21 protein-coding genes and 1 pseudogene are annotated in these 20,501 nt (G+C 47.6%); 5 read left to right on the top strand and 17 right to left on the bottom strand.

Annotation, left to right across the window (positions count from 1 at the left end; genetic code table 11):
- Window position 1: 1 nt before the first annotated feature.
- Window positions 2–1,291, bottom strand: coding sequence for a TolC family protein (locus PSI9734_RS11000; protein WP_246194926.1), 1,290 nt, complete (start codon window positions 1,289–1,291; stop codon window positions 2–4).
- Between the two features lie 707 nt (window positions 1,292–1,998).
- Window positions 1,999–3,089: pseudogene (locus PSI9734_RS11005) on the bottom strand (IS3 family transposase).
- 232 nt (window positions 3,090–3,321) lie between these two features.
- Here PSI9734_RS11005 and PSI9734_RS11010 point away from each other — a divergent pair.
- Window positions 3,322–4,068, top strand: a complete 747-nt coding sequence (locus PSI9734_RS11010; protein ID WP_173921187.1) for a MauE/DoxX family redox-associated membrane protein — start codon at window positions 3,322–3,324, stop codon at window positions 4,066–4,068.
- A 26-nt stretch (window positions 4,069–4,094) separates the two neighbouring features.
- Here the strand turns inward: PSI9734_RS11010 and PSI9734_RS11015 are convergent, their stop codons facing one another.
- The 9 genes from PSI9734_RS11015 to PSI9734_RS11055 form a co-directional block, all read right to left on the bottom strand.
- Window positions 4,095–5,405, bottom strand: a complete 1,311-nt coding sequence (locus PSI9734_RS11015) for an APC family permease (RefSeq protein WP_173921188.1) — start codon at window positions 5,403–5,405, stop codon at window positions 4,095–4,097.
- Between the two features lie 21 nt (window positions 5,406–5,426).
- Window positions 5,427–5,861 (bottom strand): YybH family protein, encoded by a 435-nt coding sequence (locus PSI9734_RS11020; RefSeq protein ID WP_173921189.1) that lies wholly within the window; start codon window positions 5,859–5,861, stop codon window positions 5,427–5,429.
- Between the two features lie 17 nt (window positions 5,862–5,878).
- Window positions 5,879–6,727, bottom strand: coding sequence for a copper resistance D family protein (locus tag PSI9734_RS11025; RefSeq protein WP_246194929.1), 849 nt, complete (start codon window positions 6,725–6,727; stop codon window positions 5,879–5,881).
- The gene (locus tag PSI9734_RS11030) at window positions 6,724–7,074 is read right to left on the bottom strand and encodes a copper resistance CopC family protein (protein WP_011234483.1); all 351 of its coding nucleotides are present in this window, start codon (window positions 7,072–7,074) and stop codon (window positions 6,724–6,726) included. Before PSI9734_RS11030 ends, PSI9734_RS11025 begins: the two co-directional genes overlap by 4 nt.
- A 26-nt stretch (window positions 7,075–7,100) precedes the next feature.
- Complete coding sequence (locus PSI9734_RS11035) at window positions 7,101–7,844, bottom strand: copper resistance protein B (RefSeq protein WP_173921190.1); 744 nt, start codon at window positions 7,842–7,844, stop codon at window positions 7,101–7,103.
- A gap of 11 nt (window positions 7,845–7,855) precedes the next feature.
- Entirely contained in the window at window positions 7,856–9,619 is a 1,764-nt protein-coding gene (locus tag PSI9734_RS11040; RefSeq protein ID WP_006956251.1) for a copper resistance system multicopper oxidase, read from the bottom strand.
- A complete protein-coding gene (tatA, locus tag PSI9734_RS11045; RefSeq protein WP_006956252.1) occupies window positions 9,609–9,827 on the bottom strand; it encodes a twin-arginine translocase TatA/TatE family subunit in 219 nt (72 codons plus the stop codon). Before tatA ends, PSI9734_RS11040 begins: the two co-directional genes overlap by 11 nt.
- 2 nt (window positions 9,828–9,829) lie before the next feature.
- Window positions 9,830–10,321: a DUF411 domain-containing protein gene (locus PSI9734_RS11050; RefSeq protein WP_006956253.1), complete on the bottom strand. Its 492-nt coding sequence runs from the start codon at window positions 10,319–10,321 to the stop codon at window positions 9,830–9,832.
- A 66-nt stretch (window positions 10,322–10,387) separates the two neighbouring features.
- The gene (locus PSI9734_RS11055; RefSeq protein WP_173921191.1) at window positions 10,388–10,732 is read right to left on the bottom strand and encodes a hypothetical protein; all 345 of its coding nucleotides are present in this window, start codon (window positions 10,730–10,732) and stop codon (window positions 10,388–10,390) included.
- Window positions 10,733–10,808: 76 nt separating this feature from the next.
- Here PSI9734_RS11055 and PSI9734_RS11060 point away from each other — a divergent pair, with 76 nt between their 5' ends.
- Complete coding sequence (locus tag PSI9734_RS11060) at window positions 10,809–11,009, top strand: hypothetical protein (protein ID WP_173921192.1); 201 nt, start codon at window positions 10,809–10,811, stop codon at window positions 11,007–11,009.
- A gap of 122 nt (window positions 11,010–11,131) precedes the next feature.
- Here the strand turns inward: PSI9734_RS11060 and PSI9734_RS11065 are convergent, their stop codons facing one another.
- The 3 genes from PSI9734_RS11065 to PSI9734_RS11075 are packed head-to-tail and all read right to left on the bottom strand — an operon-like array spanning window position 11,132 to window position 13,855.
- On the bottom strand, window positions 11,132–12,421 hold the full coding sequence (locus PSI9734_RS11065) for an ISL3-like element ISPpu12 family transposase (protein ID WP_004574636.1): 1,290 nt from the start codon (window positions 12,419–12,421) through the stop codon (window positions 11,132–11,134).
- 21 nt (window positions 12,422–12,442) lie between these two features.
- Window positions 12,443–12,955, bottom strand: coding sequence for a signal peptidase II (lspA, locus tag PSI9734_RS11070; RefSeq protein ID WP_004863699.1), 513 nt, complete (start codon window positions 12,953–12,955; stop codon window positions 12,443–12,445).
- 3 nt (window positions 12,956–12,958) lie between these two features.
- Window positions 12,959–13,855 carry a cation efflux transmembrane domain-containing protein gene (locus PSI9734_RS11075; protein WP_004574643.1) on the bottom strand — a complete coding sequence of 299 codons (897 nt, stop codon included), beginning with the start codon at window positions 13,853–13,855 and terminating at the stop codon, window positions 12,959–12,961.
- A gap of 95 nt (window positions 13,856–13,950) precedes the next feature.
- Here PSI9734_RS11075 and cadR point away from each other — a divergent pair, with 95 nt between their 5' ends.
- On the top strand, window positions 13,951–14,358 hold the full coding sequence (cadR, locus tag PSI9734_RS11080) for a Cd(II)/Pb(II)-responsive transcriptional regulator (RefSeq protein ID WP_004364961.1): 408 nt from the start codon (window positions 13,951–13,953) through the stop codon (window positions 14,356–14,358).
- Between the two features lie 523 nt (window positions 14,359–14,881).
- On the opposite strand, the gene arsB is transcribed toward cadR, so the two are convergent.
- The 3 genes from arsB to PSI9734_RS11095 all read right to left on the bottom strand — a co-directional run bounded on the left by arsB (window position 14,882) and on the right by PSI9734_RS11095 (window position 17,276).
- A complete protein-coding gene (gene arsB / locus PSI9734_RS11085; RefSeq protein WP_173921193.1) occupies window positions 14,882–15,922 on the bottom strand; it encodes an ACR3 family arsenite efflux transporter in 1,041 nt (346 codons plus the stop codon).
- A gap of 204 nt (window positions 15,923–16,126) precedes the next feature.
- Window positions 16,127–16,351, bottom strand: a complete 225-nt coding sequence (locus PSI9734_RS11090) for a hypothetical protein (RefSeq protein WP_173921194.1) — start codon at window positions 16,349–16,351, stop codon at window positions 16,127–16,129.
- 166 nt (window positions 16,352–16,517) lie between these two features.
- Window positions 16,518–17,276 carry a hypothetical protein gene (locus tag PSI9734_RS11095; protein WP_173921195.1) on the bottom strand — a complete coding sequence of 253 codons (759 nt, stop codon included), beginning with the start codon at window positions 17,274–17,276 and terminating at the stop codon, window positions 16,518–16,520.
- Between the two features lie 237 nt (window positions 17,277–17,513).
- On the opposite strand from PSI9734_RS11095, the gene PSI9734_RS11100 reads away from it, so the two are divergent.
- Both PSI9734_RS11100 and PSI9734_RS11105 read left to right on the top strand, forming a co-directional pair.
- Window positions 17,514–19,640, top strand: coding sequence for a sensor domain-containing diguanylate cyclase (locus PSI9734_RS11100; protein ID WP_173921196.1), 2,127 nt, complete (start codon window positions 17,514–17,516; stop codon window positions 19,638–19,640).
- A gap of 12 nt (window positions 19,641–19,652) precedes the next feature.
- Window positions 19,653–20,444: an SDR family oxidoreductase gene (locus PSI9734_RS11105; RefSeq protein WP_173921197.1), complete on the top strand. Its 792-nt coding sequence runs from the start codon at window positions 19,653–19,655 to the stop codon at window positions 20,442–20,444.
- The last annotated feature ends 57 nt before the right edge of the window (window positions 20,445–20,501 follow it).

Genomic DNA, 20,501 nt, shown 5'->3' on the forward strand with positions numbered 1-20,501 from the left:
TTTAAACTCCTGAGAATAATAAGTAGTTTGCTTCGGCAATCAGCTTTTGGCGGTTGATGGCGATCGCTAATGCATCAATTTTTGCGTTGACTTCAGCAATCTGTGAACGCACCGCCTCTGCAAAGTCGCCATCATCATTGTTGTAGGCTGTCAATGCAGCTTCAGACTGGGCGGACATTTGTGGAAGTAGCTCTTCACGATAAAGAGCAGCGCGTTCATTCAAACGATTCAGTTGTACAAAGGTACTGCGTAAACTGGCTATTAACTGTCTGGCAATCAGCAGTTTTTCAGTTCTTTTTGCTTCAGTTTTATACTTTGCCGAACGCACCTGTTCATCCTGCTTGTTATCAGTAAACAGTGGTATATCGAACGTAACTCCGGCTGAAAACAAGTCGGCACGGTCAGTACCGCTTGGAGCATCGTTTCTATGACCATATTTAAGGTTGGTTGACCATTGTGGTTTATAACCTTGTTGAGCAAGCTCTATAGAAGTTTCCGACGCCGAAATGTCTTGATCGATAGCTTGCAAAACTGGGTGCCCTTTTATTAATTCGTACAAGGCTTGTTTAGGCATTGTTGAAGGCGAACTCAATGCTTCCTGTAGCGTAAGGTTAGGAACGTCATCTGGTAACTTTGATTTCGCTATAGCACCTATCCACTCCGACAGTTTGCTTTGAAATCGCTCCTCTTTCTGTCTTAATGAAGTCAATCGGTCATCCAGTCGTGTGAGCTCAAGCTGGGCCCTAATAACATCCTGCTGCCGTGCTTTTCCTTCAGTACTGGTATAACTTGCCTTGGCCGTCGACACTAACTGTTCAAAAAGCGCTCTATCGGATTCAATCAAACGGATACTTTGCTGAAAGAAAAAAACGTCTAACCACAACTTCGTTACCGTTGTTTTGACCTTAGCAATACGATCAGCCCTCAAAAGCGGTTGTTTTTGGGCCAATTGATTTTTTTGCTTACGAGACAACGATAGCGTGTCTCCTCTAGGAAAAGTTTGTGAAACACCTACGATCAATTGGGTCATTCCTTCCTGTCGTGAACTAAAACTGTCAACAGGGAAACTGGCTGCCGTGAGCGATATTTTAGGGTCAGGCAAACTGGAAGAGGCTATAGCTTCACTCGCGAATGCCTCTTGAGTTTGCTTACTTGCTGTTAGCCAGGGGTCTTCTTGTACAGCGATACTCACTGCATCTTGCAAATTCAAAAGCGGCTCTTGCGCATTAGCAAAATTTGGCACCACTACAGTCAGAACGCTTAAATAAGCCATTTCTCTTAAAAGTTTCATATTGTTACTCTCAAAAACTGTAAATTTTTAAATTAAACACAGACCAGGCTATGAGTTAGAGCGTAACTAGGGTTACTAGCGAAATCATAACTACAAAGACCGAGCCAAAGCTTAAAGCTGTGTTTTTACCTGGAAGATAGGCGCACCAGGTCGAGAAATTTAGTATTTTTTAAGAGTAGATTGGGGGCCGAAATAGCGAGAGAGAGTGCTTTTCTTTAATATTCGTATCTAAGAATGAGGAAGCGTTAAAAAGCAGCTTATCAATAGGCGGGACGGCGGATTGCTCAGAGTAAACGACAGTAATTGACGGACTGTAACAATGTCGCATCATTGAATCAGAGCAACAGTTATCGGTAAGAGAGTGTGACACTTCGCAAGCTGCAAGATCGCAAACCTGCTCAGTAGAATCGTGCATACATGCCTTTTCCGTACTGGTAGTTTGTGAAAATGACATTGTTGTTACCGCTAATAGCAGTAGGGCAATGATTAAACGATACATGCGAAGCTTTATTGCAAAAACATGTTAAAATAATATCTCTTTGTCTGATAAAGATCAACCGATTAAAAGAAGTAGCCATAACTAGGTAATGAATCTAAGTGATAATACATGACGTCTCCCCCAAAAATAGGACCATGACATCGATGAGATTTCCATTAAAATGACAGGCCCCCATTATTAGAACCACTCGAAGAATGAATTGAGCTGTTCAATTTTCAATGGATGCCACGAACTGCAAGGGTGGCAGGTTATTTAAAGCCCGATGAGGTCGACCCTTGTTATAGTCATCCCGCCAAGCTTCGATTTTTAATTTAGCATCGGTTAGCGATTCGAACCAGTGACAGTTAAGGCACTCATCCCGAAAACTGCCGTTTAGTGACTCGATCTAGGCATTATCTGTTGGCTTACCAGGACGCGAGAACGCTAGCGTTACCTTGTTGGTATAAGCCCAAAGGTCAGTCATTTGTCCTGCAAATTCGCTGCCATTATCGCAATGAATACGGTTTGGTGCGCCTCGTTCTCGACAAAGTCGCGTCAATGTTGCAACCACATTCTCTGAGCGTAATTGAACGCCGATATCGGCTGCCAAACACTCTCGCGTATAGGTGTCGACAACTGTCAGAATACGAAACTTGTTCCCGGTAGAGAGCTGGTCGGCAACAAAGTCCATCGCCCATGCCTCATTCGGTCGTGTACTTGGTACATAGTCGCGTTTTCGATGTGCGCCACTGACGTTGCGCCGCGGCCGTTTGGGGCGTAACTGAAGTCCTTCTAGACAATACAGGCGATGAACGCGTTTCTTATTCACGTGAATACCTTCGCGTTTTAACATCACATGAATACGCTTGTAACCGTATCGCACGCGGGCTCTAGCTATCGCCACGATCTTCTGGCGGAGCGCCTCCTGAGGCTCCGAGCGAGGCTTATAACGGCAAGCCGTGCGACTTAGTCCTGTTAACGCACATGCTCTTCGCTCACTGATGCGGTAGAGGCTGATTAAGTGGCGCACCGCCTTACGACGCTGCGGTACGCTTACCACTTTCGGGTATTGAGATCTTGCAACATGACTTTATCAAGGGTTAGATCCGCAACAATCCGTTTGAGCTTCTCATTCTCTTCTCGTAGCTGCTTGAGTTCTCGAACTTGATCAGATTCAAGCCCAGCGTATTTCTTTTTCCAAGCATAGAAAGTGCCCTCGGCAATCCCCATTTTCCGAGCGATCTCGGCGATGGATAAGCCAGCTTCGTGCTGTTTTATAGCGGAAACGATCTGCTCGACTGAAAAACGTTTTGATTTCATGACGTGGCCCTCGTAAGGTCTTTATCATGCCCAAATTCATCGTCCTTGTGGATCTTTTTCTTGGGGGACCGTCACTAGAAAAGCAATAAAAAAAGTTGTCCACTTTTTTTAAAATAAAAATAATTTTTCATTTTTAATGAATTTTTACCCTCTTCTGATTATTGATGCTTTTAATCTTTTGCCGACTATAATGCGTACATGAATACATAACTTTTACGTAAGGAACTTGGCTATGAGTCAGTCAACTCAAAAAGCTACGCTTTACAGAATGTCAACGCCTGATCACCAGTGCCCTTTTGGGCTAAAAACCCGGCACTTACTTAAAGCCAATGGCTTCGAAGTAGACGACAATCTGTTAGAGAGTCGTCAAAAAACCGACAAATTCAAGGAAAAGCACGACGTCGATACCACTCCACAAGTGTTTATTGGTGATAAACGTATCGGTGGGTACGAGGAGGTTCGAGCCTTTCTTGGAAAGCCTCTTCCTGACCCTGACGCAACCAGTTACCGGCCCGTTATTGCATTATTTATTATGACGGCACTCCTCTCTGTAGCCACGTCGTGGTTGTCTTTTGGTCGCGTATTTACCGTACAAACCATCGAGTGGTTCATCAGTTTCTCTATGGTGGTTCTGGCCTTGCTCAAACTCCAGGACGTAGAGAAATTCTCTACCATGTTTCTCAATTACGATCTTCTCGCCAAAAAATGGGTGCCTTATGGCCGTATTTACCCCTACGCCGAAGGCTTGGCGGGTCTGTTAATGGCTGCGGAATTTGCTCACGTCATTTCCATCCCTATCGCGTTATTCATCGGCATCGTAGGCTCTATATCGGTGTTTAAAGCCGTTTATGTCGACAAACGCGAGCTAAAATGTGCCTGTGTCGGTGGCTCCAGTAATGTGCCGTTAGGCTTCATTTCGCTCACTGAAAACCTCATGATGGTCGCTATGGCTGTCTGGATGTTTTTTAGAATGAACTAGAAAAAGAGCGCTATGCGCTCTTTTTCTTAACGCTTTTTACGTAAAAACAAAATCTCACCAGCGGCAATCAATGCCATACCGATAAGAGACGCCCAAATCACCAGCGGATCGCTCGTCCATTTCACCCATATAAAAGCGACTAAAACGATGACGTCTAGCGTGATTGCGCTGACAAGTATGTAAATATTGGCATTCACCTTTTGCCTTAGATGCCGTAATACGCCCCAGTGGATCGCAATGTCCATCACGATATAAAAAATAGCGCCCAGTGACGCAATTCGACTCAAATCGAAGAATGCCGCTAAGATCATAGCCATAACAATGGTGTAAACCAGCGTATGCTTCTGAATGGAACCTGGCATGCCAAAATGACTGTGTGGAACAAGCTTCATATTGGTCAACATGGCTAACATTCTTGAAACGGCAAACGCGCTGGCAATCACTCCTGATACCGTTGCTACAATTGCAAAAGCGACCGTCACCCATAGTCCGGTCTCGCCATAGACGGGTCTGGCTGCTTCAGCAAGCGCGTAGTCTTTCGCTTTCACAATCTCATCTATGGACAGGCTCGAGCCAACCGCCAGAGTGACCAGAACGTATATTAACGCGCAGATAATCAGCGAAATAATAATGGCACGCCCGACATTTCTCTTAGGCTCAACAATTTCACCGCCACTATTGGTTATTGTTGTAAACCCTTTGTACGCAAGTATGCTTAAAGCAATCCCCGCTAAAATACCGCCACCCGTAGCTTCTTCTGGAATAGCCGATATCGATTCAAACTGAATGCCTGAGGCCCACAAACCACCAGCAGCTAAAATGACCAACCCTAAAGTCTTAACAAAGGCCATAAAAAACGAGAACGTTTGAATAAACTGATTACTCAAAATATTGATAAAAAATGCGAAGAGCAGCAACCCAACCGCCAACAACGGAATAAGCCACTGCGCTTCAAAAGAAATTAACTGGCTTGTATAGGACGCAAATGTGCGAGCGACTAGACTTTCATTAATGACCATAGAAAAGTACATCAAGAGTGCGAATATCGCCGTCACACTTCCTTTTCCATAAGCTTTACTGAGGAACATCGCAATACCGCCCGCTGACGGATAGGCTTTCGCCAACTTAACGTAAGAGTAAGCGCTAAAGCCGGCAATGATACCGCCGCACACAAACGCCAGGACAAACCACTCTCTTGCCAGCTGAGCAACTTGTCCGGTCAGTGCAAAAATACCAGCGCCAATCATCACACCAGTCCCCAGCGACACCGCCCCCCAAAGACTCAGGCTGCTTTTCTGATAATCCTGATGTCCGTGTTCATGATCGTGTTCTGCCATAATCAGCTCCTGTGATTGAACTCAGTTGGACCAATGGATCCGGATAATTTTCCAGCCAGACTCAGTCGTATTTGATACGGTTACGGTTTCATTCATCGTTAAATCAACCTCACGCCCGTTATACTCCCCGGAAACGCTATACCGAGAAGTGATCACAGCAAGGCCATCGGCTTCTTGTACTGTCCTTTCAAGCAACTGTGAAGGAACCGCCTGGCTAAACTTAATATCTGACTTAAGGTGATGAGCACTGTACTCGGCCAAGGATCGTTCAACACCACCACCTTCAAAGATAAACACATCATTGGAAAGCACATCTTTAACGACTTCCGTGTCACCTTCAGTTAAAGCAGTTCGAAATGCATCAAGCACAGCGGTCGGCTCAGATAGTTTTTCGGCGCTACTAGGCGCTGAAATAAAAAGCACCGAAACCATAAAAACACTCATGAATAATTTCATTCTTATTATTCCTTACATTAACTAGGGGAAAACGCGCTGCTTAGCGCAGAGGCCAGGGTAAAAATAGTGACAGCCAATACCATTTCCGCCGTTATGGAGTTTTTGAGTCGCTTGGCGGCCGCGTTATCATTTAATTGCGGTACGAACTTTAATTTATGCAATGCGGCAACAAGGAGAATCAGCGCCACAAACACAAGTTTCGCTAGTAGTACCGTGTCATACGACGTAAGCGGCAGCTCTGGCATCCATCGCCCTGTTGCACTACGATACATAACCAAGCCCGCAATAAGGAGTATTGGAACCGCTGCAGACATATGCACACCAAAACGCTCCATAATGGCTTTCGCTTTAGCAAGCGGTACCGACGTTGCCAGCTTTCGCAATGAGTTAAGACTGCCGAACCAAACCCAAGCGACTAACAAGTGTGTTAAAAGCGCTAGCTTTCCCCACCAGACGGCGTCACTGCCGTGACCAATACTAAAAAAGCTCCATCCCATGAGTCCAATGGCGACAACATATAGCACCCACTTTATACGTTTTAGCTTAACAACGGAGTAAACAATCCAAGCAATAGCAACCGCTATCTGAAGTTGCATGAACAACCCAACAGGGCCGGTCCATATAAACTGCATGTAGGTCGTGTCAATCATGCCGGCAAAGCCTTCAGCAGCAAAACTACCGACTTTCAGAAAAAAATACAGAAGGCTTGCCAGTAATAGAAGCAACGCAACAAGGCTATTCTTTCGTTCAGACTGCTTTTTTAAACCGGACAAATAAACGATATAAGGCGAGGCGGTCATCACCGCGTTAAGCCAGAATATAAAGGCCAACGTTAAAACGCTGGCCACACTCCAAAGGGTCATCATTTCACCTCAAAGCTAAAATCACCCGATATTTTATGACTGTCCCCACCCATTGCCGTCCAATAAACCGTATAACCACCTGACGCCAAATTGTTTTTAACAGCAATTTCGTACGCTGCTTTGGGAGTCATGCTCATCGAAAAGTCCAGCGGATGCATTTTACCGTCATCTGAGTGCAGCATAATTTTAGCCAGACGAACATCACCGGAAAAATTCATCGTAATTTCCGTTGGTGACTCGGACAAAGTCGCACCGTCCTCCGGGCTACTGGATGTTAGGCCGACGTGAGCGCTGGCCCATGCACTAAAAAATAACGTGGTACCGAAGGCTAACTTAAGTATGTTTTTCATGTTGTTTCCTCTTTGTTTATTATCAATTAAAACCAAACTCTGGCCCCAAGGACCACGCCTGTTTCTGTGGTGTCCTCACCCATTCGTTTCATTTCATCTGCCGTGTTGCCTAACGCGCCGTTCCAATAAACACCAATGTAGGGTGCAAACTCACGACTGATTTCGTGACGATAACGCAACCCCACACGCAAGTTGCTCAAGCCACTTTGCCGTTCATATTTGTCTGAATCTGTTAGGTTAGCTGTTAACTCAATACGAGGCTGCAAGTACGATGTTTGCGTTAACTGCCACTCATATTCAGTTTCGCTGACAAACTGGACATCACCTTCTTCGTTCACCATCAACGAGTTGTCCATTTCAAACCAATACGGAGCCAGCCCCATGAAGCTAACAACGGCATAATTTTCCATAGAGGCATCGGACGATAAGGAGCCTCGCGTACCAACACCGGCCTGAAACGACCAAAACGGAGACATCAGGTAGCCGTATAACAACTCAGCACTTTCCAAGTCAGTGGGCTCTCCGTCATCTTGAACGTTTTCACCTTCACTTTTGAAGACAACCCGGTGATAATCGCCGCCATACCAAGCCATCATGTCCCAGACAGCAAGGCTCTCCTCCTCATTGGTTCGCGTTAACTCCAACCGATCGAACAGCACTTGCCCGGTGTAATATTCTTTGACGGGCTCGGGCCAGTCCTCTTCCGCATGTCCCGCAACAGCGAATCCTGGCAGCAGCGCCGCACTCATTAATAATGATTTACCGTACATAATCGTCCTCCTTATGCGACATTGACCACACGGAACATACCCGCTTTCATGTGATACAACAGATGACAGTGGAAGGCCCAGCTCCCCGGCGCGTCCGCCGTTATTAATAACGACACCTTTTCACTGGGTTTGAGGCTAATCGTGTGCTTACGAGGACGGGGGTACTGTCCGTTTTCAAGTTCCATCCACATACCGTGTAAGTGTATGGGGTGATCCATCATCGTATCGTTTACCATCACCAACCTCAGTCGTTCTCCATGATGAAACTGAACTGGGCCATCCACCTCGGTAAACTTCTTCCCGTCGAAAGACCACATGTAACGCTCCATATTACCCGTTAAGTGCAGCTCTATCTGTCGCTCAGGCTCTCGCGTATCCGGCCATTCATGCGCGCCGATCAAGTCGGTATACACCAACACTTTATGATCAACGTCTTCCAATCCAATCCCGGGTTCATGCAAACGGCTTATCGGATTAGTAGCAATCATAGCCGCCCCGGCGCCATGTCCGGATTCACGGTGTTTGATTTTAATGTTTTCGACCGGGAGCTCTTTTTTGTGTGTCATTTTATGCGTCATATGGCTGTTATTGCCGCCCATATGCTTCATATTCATGCTATTGCCTTTCATATCACCAGACATTGCCATCGCTCCCATGCCCATAGCGGCCATGCCTCGCTCAGGAGCTTGCCGTAGTTCAGGCACTTCAGCCTCAAGACCAAGTTCTGGCGTTAATGTTCCTCTGACATAACCACTTCGATCAAAGCTCTCAGCATAAATAGTGTAAGGCTTGTTTTGCTTAGGCTGGACAATTACATCGTAGGTTTCCGCCACACCAATGCGGAACTCGTCAACTGGCACTGGCTTCACAGGCTGCCCGTCAGCGGCCACAACCGTCATCTCCAATCCAGGGATTCTCACGTCGAAGAAACTCATTGCCGAACCGTTAATGATACGAAGGCGTACTTTTTCACCAGGCTTAAACAATGCTGACCAGTTCATTGCTGAATCGCGACCATTCATCAGGTAGGTATAAGTACTGCCCGTCACATCCGCAATATCACGGGGGCTCATTCGCATTTGCCCCCACATTTCTCGTTGCTTCCAGGTTTTCTCTAACCCTTGCTGTCGCACGTCCTCGAAGGTCTCAAATATCGTACGTTTTTGATAGTTATAGTACCCCTCCGCAACTTTCAAGTTACGAAACACGGTATCCGGATCTTCGAATGTCCAGTCGCTGAGAATAATGGTATGTTCTCGATCAGCACCAATGTCTCCGTCTTTGGGTTCAATCACTAACGGCCCCAGGTGTCCCAGTTGCTCCTGCAAACCGGAATGGCTGTGATACCAATAAGTTCCGTTTTGCTCGACATCGTAGCGGTACTTGAACGTTCGTCCTGGCTTTATCCCTTCGAAAGATACGCCTGGCACACCATCCATGTTCTCGGGCAATATAATTCCGTGCCAGTGAATTGATGTGTCTTCCGACAACCGGTTAGTCACGTTTAACTTTGCTCGCTGCCCTTCTTTTAAACGAATCAAAGGGCCCGGCATTTGGCCATTGATGGTTATTGGTGTTCCTACTTTATTTCCCACGAGCAGTGGGGACTTTGCAATGGTGAGATCAATCTCATCGTTTGTCAGGATCTGATCTTTAAAACTGCGTCCCTGAGGAGCAGCCCAAGTTGGGGCTACTTTGGCGATTGCTAAAGCAGACGCCACAGTGAATGCAGATTTAATAAACTTTCGACGCCCTTTGTTAAACTCATTGCTCATTATGACGCTCCTCTTTTGAGGTTAAATTTTGATGACGTTGAATGTCCTTTTCCCTATCAGACGGTTCATCAGTGATCGATGATTTAAACCCTTTTATCGCACTACCAAGATCGGATCCCAGGGTTCGTAGCTTTTTGCTACCAAAAAGAAGAATGACAATAACCAGTAAAACTCCTAACTGAACCATACTCATGCCGCCAAATCCCATAGCTAAAGCCCTCCATTTGAGAGTGCTTGCTGCTGCTCTAAACTTGCTATCTGCTGATAAGGTGTAATTGAACCGTCCTTTTTGATTTCATAGACCGTATACGGTTGAAACCGAGTACCCATTTCCATACCAACAGACCCTACCGGCATGCCAGGAACAGTTAATCCAATGCCATTTTCTGACTTTTTCCCAGCTAAATAATGAGAAACCAATGTAGGAGGAACGTGCCCCTCAAAGACATAGCCATTACTAGAAATAGCGGTATGACAGGATTGGACCTCGGCACTAATACCGGAGTCACGTTTTCGTTGGGTCAGGTTGTTCGGATGTTGTACGGACACACTAAAGCTATCGGGTAAAGCTTGTAACCACTTTTCACAGCAACCGCAGTTGGGATCTTTTAGAACGGTTAGTTGCTGCTCTTCTACATCGGTTGCAGATACAGACACGGAAAACAGCATCGCCAAAACAGCGATATTGCGTTTGATAGACATAATTATTCACCGACAAATAAGTTTTAAAGGAACACGCCGAGCGTGTGCTAAATTTTTAGTAACTTATTAAGTGATAATTATTGGGGGGCGGAATAAATTAGGCGCGTGTTTAGCACGAATAGAGGTGTCAACGGGTGCGTCGACTTTAGTAGAGAAGTTAACTGCAGCAGCATTAACCGAGGGAGACTGTCCGACAAACAAAACTGAGCCACCGGAGCAATGTCGAATGGTCGTGTCAGCACAGCACGAGTTGTGCTTTTGCTCTTCATGCTCACAATCGCTTGCGTCTGCTTCCTGCATCATGCTGTGCTGCATCTGCCCGTCATCATGGCAAGCGTGAGCGTCTGCCGTTTGCGAAAACGACATCGACACTAATATCACTGCCATTACTAACAGAATTCGAATCTGCACGAGCACCCTGCTTTTTTGCAATTTAATAAATTTCAGTTTAACGTCATTTAAACGCATGTCAAATAAGGAGCAGATAATGATGAATCACGAAATGTTCGCAGGTATGGGGTTCCTATGGATGCTGATCGTGGGGGCTATTTTCATTGTTCCTACCTGGCGTATCTGCCAACGAGTTGGCTACCCTGGTCCATTGGGTTTATTAATCGTCGTCCCTTTTGCAAACATAGTGCTTCTGTATTTTATTGCTTTTGGACCTTGGAAAAATGTTGATAAATAGCTAATTCACTTTAACCAAAGCAACAAGTATAGCTTTTCATCTCTGATCAGAAGCACGAATTTATGGGTATACGGATTTAATGGTTGATGGGGCACCTTCACCCCATCAATCTGATACCACCCTCAGATGGTTGATAGATCGACTCCGTAGTTGAGTTCCTCTGCGAAGTCCGGCAGTCCGTAACCGATGGTTTTCTTGTAGAAAGGAGAGACCTTCGCAGTCGGTGCCTTCTTCTTGTGCTTCGTGGTGTAGAGCATTCGTGCCCGCATCACCTCGAAGGAGTAACCGCGCCCTTCACGGTTCTTGTCCTTGGCCAGTCGGTTGATGGACTCCGTGTAAGCGTTGGTGACGGGCATGTCCGTCTCGAAGTAGGTCATGGTCTCTTCGCGCCAGTTTCCCACTGCCCTGACCAGATCGCTCCAGACTTCCTTTTGGCCCTTCGGGATGGTGGCTATCCACTCGTCCAGGGCGGCTTCTGCCTGGAGCCGTGTGGTGGCGTCCCAGATGCCGTAGAAGCGCTCCTTGTGCTCGTAGGCGGCCAGCAGTTGCGGGAACGCGCCTGTCCAGGTCTCCATGATGAGGCGCTCCCGGTCTGAGACTTCGTGAGCGCGTTTCAGCAGGATTTTCCGGTCTCCCTTGAGAGTCCGGCTCTGGGACGGTTTCAGCTCCTTTCTGAGGCCCTTGCGCACTCTCTCTAGGGCATCGTTGGCCATGCGCACCACATGGAACTTATCGACCACGATACGGGCCTGGGGCAGCACAGCCTTGACCGCTGCCCGGTAGGGGTTCCACATGTCCATGCTGACGATCTCGACCTTCTGCCGGTCTTTCAGCTTCATCAGGTAGTTGGTCACCACGTCCTGGCGGCGGGTGGCCAGCAGGTCGAGCAGGGTTCGCTCCTCAATGTTGGTCAGAATGCAGCGGTAGCGCTTGTTCAGGTATAGCTCGTCAATGCCCAGGATGCGGGGCGTCTCGAAGCGGTGCCAGCGCCCCAGGAACTCGGCGCGGGCGTTGAAGATGTCGCGCACCGTCTTCTCGTCCAGGCCGGTCTGTGCCGCCACAAAGGTGTAGGGGTGGTTGAAGGATTCCTTCTCCACGTACTCATGCAGCCGCAGTGTCATACGGAATCCGTCCACCATCTCCGGTAGCTGGGGCCTGAATGTTGTCTTGCAGGCCCGGCAGGTGTATCGGCGGCGGACCACCCAGAGAGTGACCCGCTTGCCGTGGATGGGCAGATCACGATAGGGAACGTCACGCTTGCCGAACCGTACGAACTCACCCTGCACGCCGCATTCCTCGCAGGCGATGGGATCGGGCACGTCCACCTGGAAGTGCATTTCGTCGTCGGTTGATTTGCAGCCCAGTACTTGGTATTGCGGCAGGTGAAGGATGTTGTCGGGAAGTTCGGTCATGGTGTTGTATAGGCGTAGGTGTCAGTCAGATCCATCCGGCTCGGCATTGGTGTTTGCTTTTTTACCCAACAAGCTGCTGGAAACGAAAAGTAAGGCACCGAGGACAATTGCAATATCAGCCAGGTTGAAGGCCGGCCAATGCCAGTCTCGCCAATAGAAATCAAAGGAATCCACAACATAGCCGCGAAAGACCCGGTCAATCAGGTTGCCCATGGCGCCACCGAGGATAAGACTGTAAGCGATGGCTTCTCCTTTATGACGATTTTCAAGGATCAGCTTGATCAAAAAAATCGAGACCACTACCGCGATTCCGATAAAAAAGTAGCGCTGCCAGCCTCCACCATTCGCAAAAAGACTGAATGCGGCACCGGTGTTCCATAGGTGCACCCAGTTAAAGAACGGGGTCACCGAAACATACTCGCCATAGGCCATTGATTGCTGCACCAGCCACTTTACAGCCTGATCAGACGCTGCCAGCAGGCCCGATATGGACAATAGGGCATACGGCGAGAGCTTTTTGCCAATAATGAGCATTATTTAACCCTTCAACGCCAAAATGCGTCTGGCACCGTTAAGTACAATGCCCCCCGCGATGGTGCCGATAATCAGATCCGGATAATTGGAACCGGTCCACGCGACCAGGGCGCCGGCGGTGATGACCCCCAGGTTGATCACCACGTCGTTGGCCGAGAATATCCAGCTTGCCTTCATGTGCGCCCCGCCTTCCCGATGTTTGGATATGAGCAGCAGACAACTGGTATTGGCAATCAATGCGACGAATGCGATAGCCATCATCACCAGCGATTCAGGCTCACTACCGAATACAAAGCGTCTCACCACCTCTACGAGCACGCCCACAGCCAAGATCAGTTGCAGTACACCAGCAAGATGCGCGGCACGTACCTGCATTTTCACGCTATGCCCAACCGCATAAAGGGCAAGCCCGTACACCGCCGCATCGGCAAAATTGTCCAGGGATTCTCCAATCAGGCCGGTGGACTGGGCGATCAGACCGGCAGTCATTTCCACCACGAACAGAAGTGCATTGATGCCGAGCAACCAGCGCAGGGTCCCGGATTCTTGCTTAGCAGAAGCTGCCGAAAACTCGGCGGCCTTGATGGTCTCCGGATTTGCAGCGACGGTTTCCTGAAGCGAGGCGCCTAGCCCCAAGGTCTTCAGTTTCGAGGTGACGGGCTCGACCTCGCCGTCATGCACGACCTTCAGCCGGCGGTTCGACAAGTCGAAGGACAGCGCCCGAATCTCCTCAAAGCCGTTCAGGGCTAGGCGAATCATTCGTTCTTCTGATGGACAGTCCATCTTCGGCACGGCATAAACACTGACCCATCTCCCTGGCGCCTCGGAGGAGGCCTGTATATCGGTATCCGCTGCGGACGTTGCATCACCGCCACAGGCGCCACCACAGGATTTGCTCATGATACGACTCCACTTGAACAATGTTGTGGTACCATTTTAAACTATAAAGCTACTATAAGGTCAATAGAGTAAAGAATCCGTTGGGGAGGAGGCTGATGCGCATTGGTCAGTTGGCGCAGTTGGTAGGGGTCGAAACACAGACGATCCGCTTCTATGAACAGCAGGGCTTGTTGCCGCCGCCTGATCGGCAGGACAACGGTTACCGTGTCTATACCGAGAAGCATGGTGAGGGGCTGGCCTTCATCCGTCGCTGCAGAATCCTGGGCCTGTCACTGGCTGAGATTCACGAACTACAGAGCTATCAGGACGACCCTCATCAGCCTTGTACCGCCGTCAACGCCTTGCTCGATGATCACATCTCTCATGTGCGGTCGCAGATAACCGCTCTGCAAGCGCTTGAGAAACAACTCGTTTCACTGAGAGCGAGTTGCAACGATGACCGGGAAGTTGAGGCGTGTGGGGTTCTTGCTGGAATTAGCGAAGGAAACATGCACCAGCAGTAGGTGAAGCATCAACCAGATAATCCGATGAGATGCCGGTCTGTCTCACTCTCATGCAAAGGTAAGATCAACCATTTAATCCGCTTACCCGAATTTATTTGCCACTACACGTTCACAAGTTGCAGACCACTATAGCTATGTTCAACGTGTTAAGCGAGTATTGGGCATAGCCAAAAAGTTAAAAGATTCATTTGTGAAAAAGCTTTCAATCAAAAAACTAAAGCTGAAGTTTTAGTAACAAGGTAAGTAACACGCTTGAATCTTAATATTTTTTATCCACTATAAAACAATAAGTTATTAGATCTTATCGATTCCGCCTCCGGCACCACTATTCTAAAACCCTCGCAAAAAATTGCGGGGCTTTTTACTTTCCGCGTTTGTACCAGATTTGTACCAATTGCACCGCCGGTAATCCCCAAAAACCGAAGCCGTTTCCTATGCACTCCCACCACCGTAAGCAGCACCGTCCAAACCGTCGGCTTCATGCCGAACGGCTGTCAACTACGGCAAAGCTTCGCAAATACTCCTAATTTGGACTAAACCAGTGACGTGTTCGGTTAGCGAACCAGACTAAAGAAAGCATTACTGGAACCTCAACCAATACACCAACAACCGTTGCCAATGCGGCGCCGGACTGCAAACCAAATAATGAAATGGCCACCGCTACGGCCAACTCAAAAAAGTTGGATGTTCCAATTAAACAGGCTGGTGCTGCAATGCGGTGGGGCAGTTTAATCAGCAGCGCAATAATAAAAGTGATAGCAAAAATACCATAGGTTTGGATCAGCAGCGGGGTTGCTATCATGGCGATGTCTAGTGGGCGGGTTAGCAACACCTCGGCCTGAAAGCCAAATAGCAACACGACGGTAAGTAATAAGCCGACAATGGACCAGGGTTTCATTCGTGCATCAAAGTTTTGCAGTACGGAATCGACATTGTGCTGCTGCGATGACGCTTTGCTCTTTAGCCGCTGGCGGGTTAACAAGCCGGCAAGAAGTGGCGCGACGACGTATAAGCCAACGCTAAGCAGTAGCGTTTGCCACGGCACTATAATGTCGGTGATACCTAAAAGCAGCGCCGCTATTGGTGCGAAGGCAAAAATCATAATCACGTCGTTAACTGAAACCTGCACCAGGGTATAGCTAGCATCCCCTTTAGTTAGCTGGCTCCAGATAAACACCATCGCGGTACAAGGCGCAACACCCAGTAGAATAACGCCTGCTAAATACTCGTTGGCTGTTTCGGGCTGAATGAAGTCGGCAAATACACCTTTGAAAAACAGCCAGCCAACCAACGCCATCGTGAATGGTTTGACGAGCCAGTTAATAACTACGGTAAGAATAAGCCCTTTAGGCTCTTTCGCGATTTGCGTAATAGATTCAAAGTTAACCTGTACCATGACCGGATATATCATCAGCCAGATCAACAGGGCAATAATTAGGTTCACTTGCGCAAATTCAATACCCGATAACACTTCGAAAAGTGACGGGAATAAGTTACCCAAGAGGGTACCGGCAACAATCGCCAGCGCCACCCAAACCGATAAAAGCCGTTCAAATACACCCATTGTCGATATCCTTGACCTGTTGAGGAGTTCATGCAGCGACAAAGCTGCCAACATGTTACATGTTAACTTGCCTCATTATCTTACTGTCTTTAGTCAAGAAAACGAACTGAATCCAAAACAACGACACGCTCTATAGTGCGAACGCATGGCAGACGCACCACGAGGAGCTCAGGTAGTAATAGAGCCCGTTGCTAGCGCGAAGACTCAAGCGTCTTTAAGTTGCTGCTTAGCGGCAAGAATGTCATCAAGCTGTGTGTCTTCCGGGCCCGGCATATTTTCTTCAGTGGCAACCAATAACTCTTCAGCGTCGTATTCCCACTGTTCAAGAACTTTTAATTTTTGCTCGTCGCTAAGGCGACTGTCTTTTAGAAGGTCCGTAGGTTTGTCATAAACGGCAGCAGGATCTTGCAAAATGGCTTCAATGTTCATAACGCCTCCTCAATCTACTGGAGCGTAATACGCCAGTTGATAAATTCGTTTCGTTACCTTTAAGCCTAGTAAAGTTGTCACAAAATGCCACCGCTTCAGCCTTGGCTTGCTGCTCGAGCGAATGATGAAATAGCGAGACCGGCTTTACCGATCTCGCTTGGTAATATTAGTTAGCGCTGGTTGCTGCGTAACTTAGATCTTCATGTAGGGCATACAAATAGGTCCACCACTCACCAATAGACTTTCTGAAGTCTTGCTGCAGCGCGCTTGATTTCTCTTTACCTACCGCGGCCTCTAAGCGCTGCCAGACACCAGGGTCGTCGGCATCAAGCGCTTTAGGGTCAGTAAAGTATTCAACCACGAAGTAATCAGCTTGTCCGCGTCCGCCCATCGTATAGTACCAGGCGGCTCCCGGTCCTCCATCGTCTTTGAGTCCCTCTTCGATGGCCGCAACGGTCGACTCGAAGAGCTCATAGTTGTTTACTTTAAAGTTGTAAACGGCAACAAAATTACCACCTGTGGTCTCAATGCTGCTCCAATCAGGCAGATAACTGGCCATGTTGTGATAGGTCGAGTCGATATGCGGAACCACTTTATCTCTAACCACGCCTCGGCAGCCTTCACCTACCGAGTCATCGGCGAAAAAGCCTTGCCAGTTCTTATAGGTGCTGGTCACCACAAATACATTCCCTGGGCCTTGCACACGATTCCATAGCCACCACGGCTCTTTGCCGCCTGCTTCTTGATAGCAGTCTCTAACTGCCTTTACACCATCCATAAAGGCTTGGGTATGACCTAGTTTCACCGACAGCTCAGAAATAGACAGGTAAAAACTTTCGTCTTCATGGTCATCTGCGTGGGCTTGAAAATTTGAAAGTAGTAGTAAACTTAACGTCAAACTTAAGAGTAAAAGAAATTTTTGCATGATTTTTCTCCGAAAATCATTGGTTAGATCTTCCATTCCGTACCGCGAAGGCTTCTTGCCTTGCGGGCTGACTATAGTCCAAAATTAGCCTAGGAAAAGGGATCTATTGCAACAAACAGGTTGACATTGGTTGGTTTTGTAATCAGTTGTTAAGCAGATTTAGCGAGCTATTGTTGCTATGAATGTTGGTATTCTGTGGTAATCTCAAACTAAGCTTTCAATGAAACGGGTGTCGATGTGCCAACGAGCAGCGTAAATCATCAACTGACGAATGTATCTTGGGGTCTAGGATTTGGTGCCTTAGCAGCGTTAACTAATTATTTTTTAGCCGTTGAGGTTTATGGCTCGGTTACCATTCTATTGGGCCAGCTGTTTGTGTTTTTAGCGCTTTTTAGTCGTGGCCTTTCTGCCGCATTGGTTGCAGCGGTGATGTCGGCTGCGGCGGTCTATCTTTATACTCAGAACTTGTTTTTCTTTGTTACCCTTATTGCGGAAGTTGTCACGGTTTACGCTTTGTTTCAGCGCCGAATGCCTATTCTATTGGCCGACCTTCTTTATTGGTTAGCACTCGGCATTCCCGCAACCTATCTCTACTTACCGACGATTACCGATCTTCCTAATGATTTCTTGTTACTTATTTTAGCGAAGTTAGTATTCAACGGTTTACTTTACACCGCCTTGGCTATTTTAGTTTTTCAGCTGGTTCCACGTAGTTGGCGTGTTGTACCAATGCAGTCAGTTTCTGATTCACTTACCGGCCGGATCTTCTACCTTAGCTTTTTATCGATTATTGTCGCTTCACTATCGGTTTCGTTTCTGTATACCACACGCTCTGCGCGTCAGGTTGAAGCGCAAATAGTTTCAGATCTTAGTTCGAAAGCAAACAGCCTACGCGAAGTAACCGACGACTTCCTAAACGATTATGTGGTCGCTGTTCGTAATCTTCGCGATAATCTGCAGGCGGTGGCCAGTTACGACGAACAAGTTGAAATAATGGATAGAACTCAGCATAACTATCCCAGTTTTGTTTCAATGCTTCGCGCTAATGCCGAAGGCAAAATTTTACATGGCGCACCAAACCATACGATGAGCGAGCTATTGAAGCAGAATACGACGGTTCCTGATATCGACGACCGTGACTATTTTCAACAGCCTAAAGAAACCCAGCAAGGCTTTGTTTCCAGTGCGTTTCGAGGGCGCGGTTTCGGCACCCAGCCGATTATCGCCATTAGCCAGCCCTTGCTAACCGAAAACGGTTTCCAAGGCATTGTCGAAGGCTCACTCGATTTACCTGAGCTCACTCGGTTAGTTCGAAAAACAGATATTGACCCACAGTTTCAAGCTGTCGTTGTGACCGACGACCAAGACCAGATTATATTTTCTTCGGAAAAATTTTCGCTGGTATCACTGGCTAATTTTACACCGCGCAACGTGATCAACTTATATAGCCAAGAGCTCCCCCTCACTCGCATCGACAACGAAGACTTACTTTATACTCAACGAATAAATAGCTATGGCTGGAACATCTATGTGTTCTCAACGCCGAGCAGGCTTACCGATTTATTTAGCTACAACTTGATCATCTTGGTGATCTTTTTGGCTATTATCACAACCTTGTTGGCCTTGGTCACCCGGCGTTTTGCGCTTGAAATAACCCATCCGTTGGATAGCCTTGCGGAACAACTAAAGCAAGACACCAATGCCGATTTGAGCTTTGATAAATCAGAAATGAGCCGCGAAGTAAGAACCATAGCTGACAGTTTAGTGGCGGCGCGCAAGCTCATGGTTAGCTTCAACCGACAACTACAAAATCAGGTGGCGGAAAAGACTTCCGATCTCGAGCATCTTAATAGCAAGCTCGAAAAGCTTGCTCATGAAGATGGCCTAACTGAGCTATTGAACCGCCGCACCTTTGACGATCTCGCTGAGCAGCGCTACCACGAGGCAATGGCAACCCGTCAACCGGTGGCGTTAATACTGATGGACATCGATCACTTTAAACGAATCAACGATACCATGGGGCACCCTGTCGGTGATGAATGTATTCGCAGTGTAGGTTGGCTTCTCAAAGAGTATTTTGAACGCCAAGGTTGCTTAGTGGGGCGCTATGGTGGTGAAGAGTTCGCTGTCTTTATGAGTGATAGTCGTGATCTATTGAAGCTGGCAGAGCAGTTTCAAAACGCCCTTGCGACACAATGTCAGGCCAATGGCGAAACTATCCCATTGAGTATGAGTATGGGCATTGTTGAAGTGCGCCAGAACTTCTCCGGTGGCAGTTTCCGCCGTTTGGTTGCGCAGGCTGATAAATTACTGTATCAAAGTAAAGATTCTGGGCGTAACCGCATTTCTATCGAGACTTTGTAAGGTTTTTCTATTATGCATCCTAAACGTATCGTCATTACCGGCGGCGCTAGCGGCCTCGGCTTCGCATTGGCACAACTTGCAGCGAAAGCGGGTTGGCGAGTTTGTATTGTCGATCGTGACGAAGAGCGCGGCGAAGCGGTGATCGGTAGTTTGCAGCGCTTACAGCCTGATAGCTTCTTTATGCCTTGTGATGTTACGCGTATCAGCGACTTAGAGCGGGTTGCACAAACCCTCACTGATCGTTGGCAAGGTATCGATGTGGTGGTGAATAACGCCGGTGTTGCGCAAGTAGGTAAAATTACCGAAACCAGCATCAGTGACTGGCAGTGGATTATTGATATTAACTTATTAGGCGTGGTGCGTGGCTGTAAAGCCTTTATCCCCTTATTGCAGAAAGAAGGTGGCGGCCACCTTATCAATGTCGCGTCTATGGCCGGTCTATTAGACGTGCCAAATATGAGCGCGTACAACGCAACTAAATCGGCCGTCGTTAGTTTGTCGGAAACCTTGGAAAATGAACTCGCGCCCGACAATATTCATGTTGCCGCAGTTTGCCCCTCGTTCTTCAAAACCAATTTAGGTAAAGGTATGCGTTCTAATATCGAGGGCATGGAAGCTAAGCTCGATAAGCTAATGGCCTCAAGCAAACTGAATGCGAATGACATCGCCAAAACGATTATGCGAACCATCGAGCGGAAACAAAGCTATACATTACCTCACCGTCAGGGCCGCGTAGCATGGTATTTGAAGCGTTTTCTACCGCGCAGCTGGTACCGCAGAGTGCTTCATAAAGCGACTAAATAAACTTATAGTTCAATTATTTACCCCTTAACTCGGACTACCCTGTCCGAGGTACTTCTT

Origin of the sequence: Pseudidiomarina piscicola, from assembly GCF_902806985.1 — a bacterium.
GTDB lineage: Bacteria > Pseudomonadota > Gammaproteobacteria > Enterobacterales > Alteromonadaceae > Pseudidiomarina > Pseudidiomarina piscicola.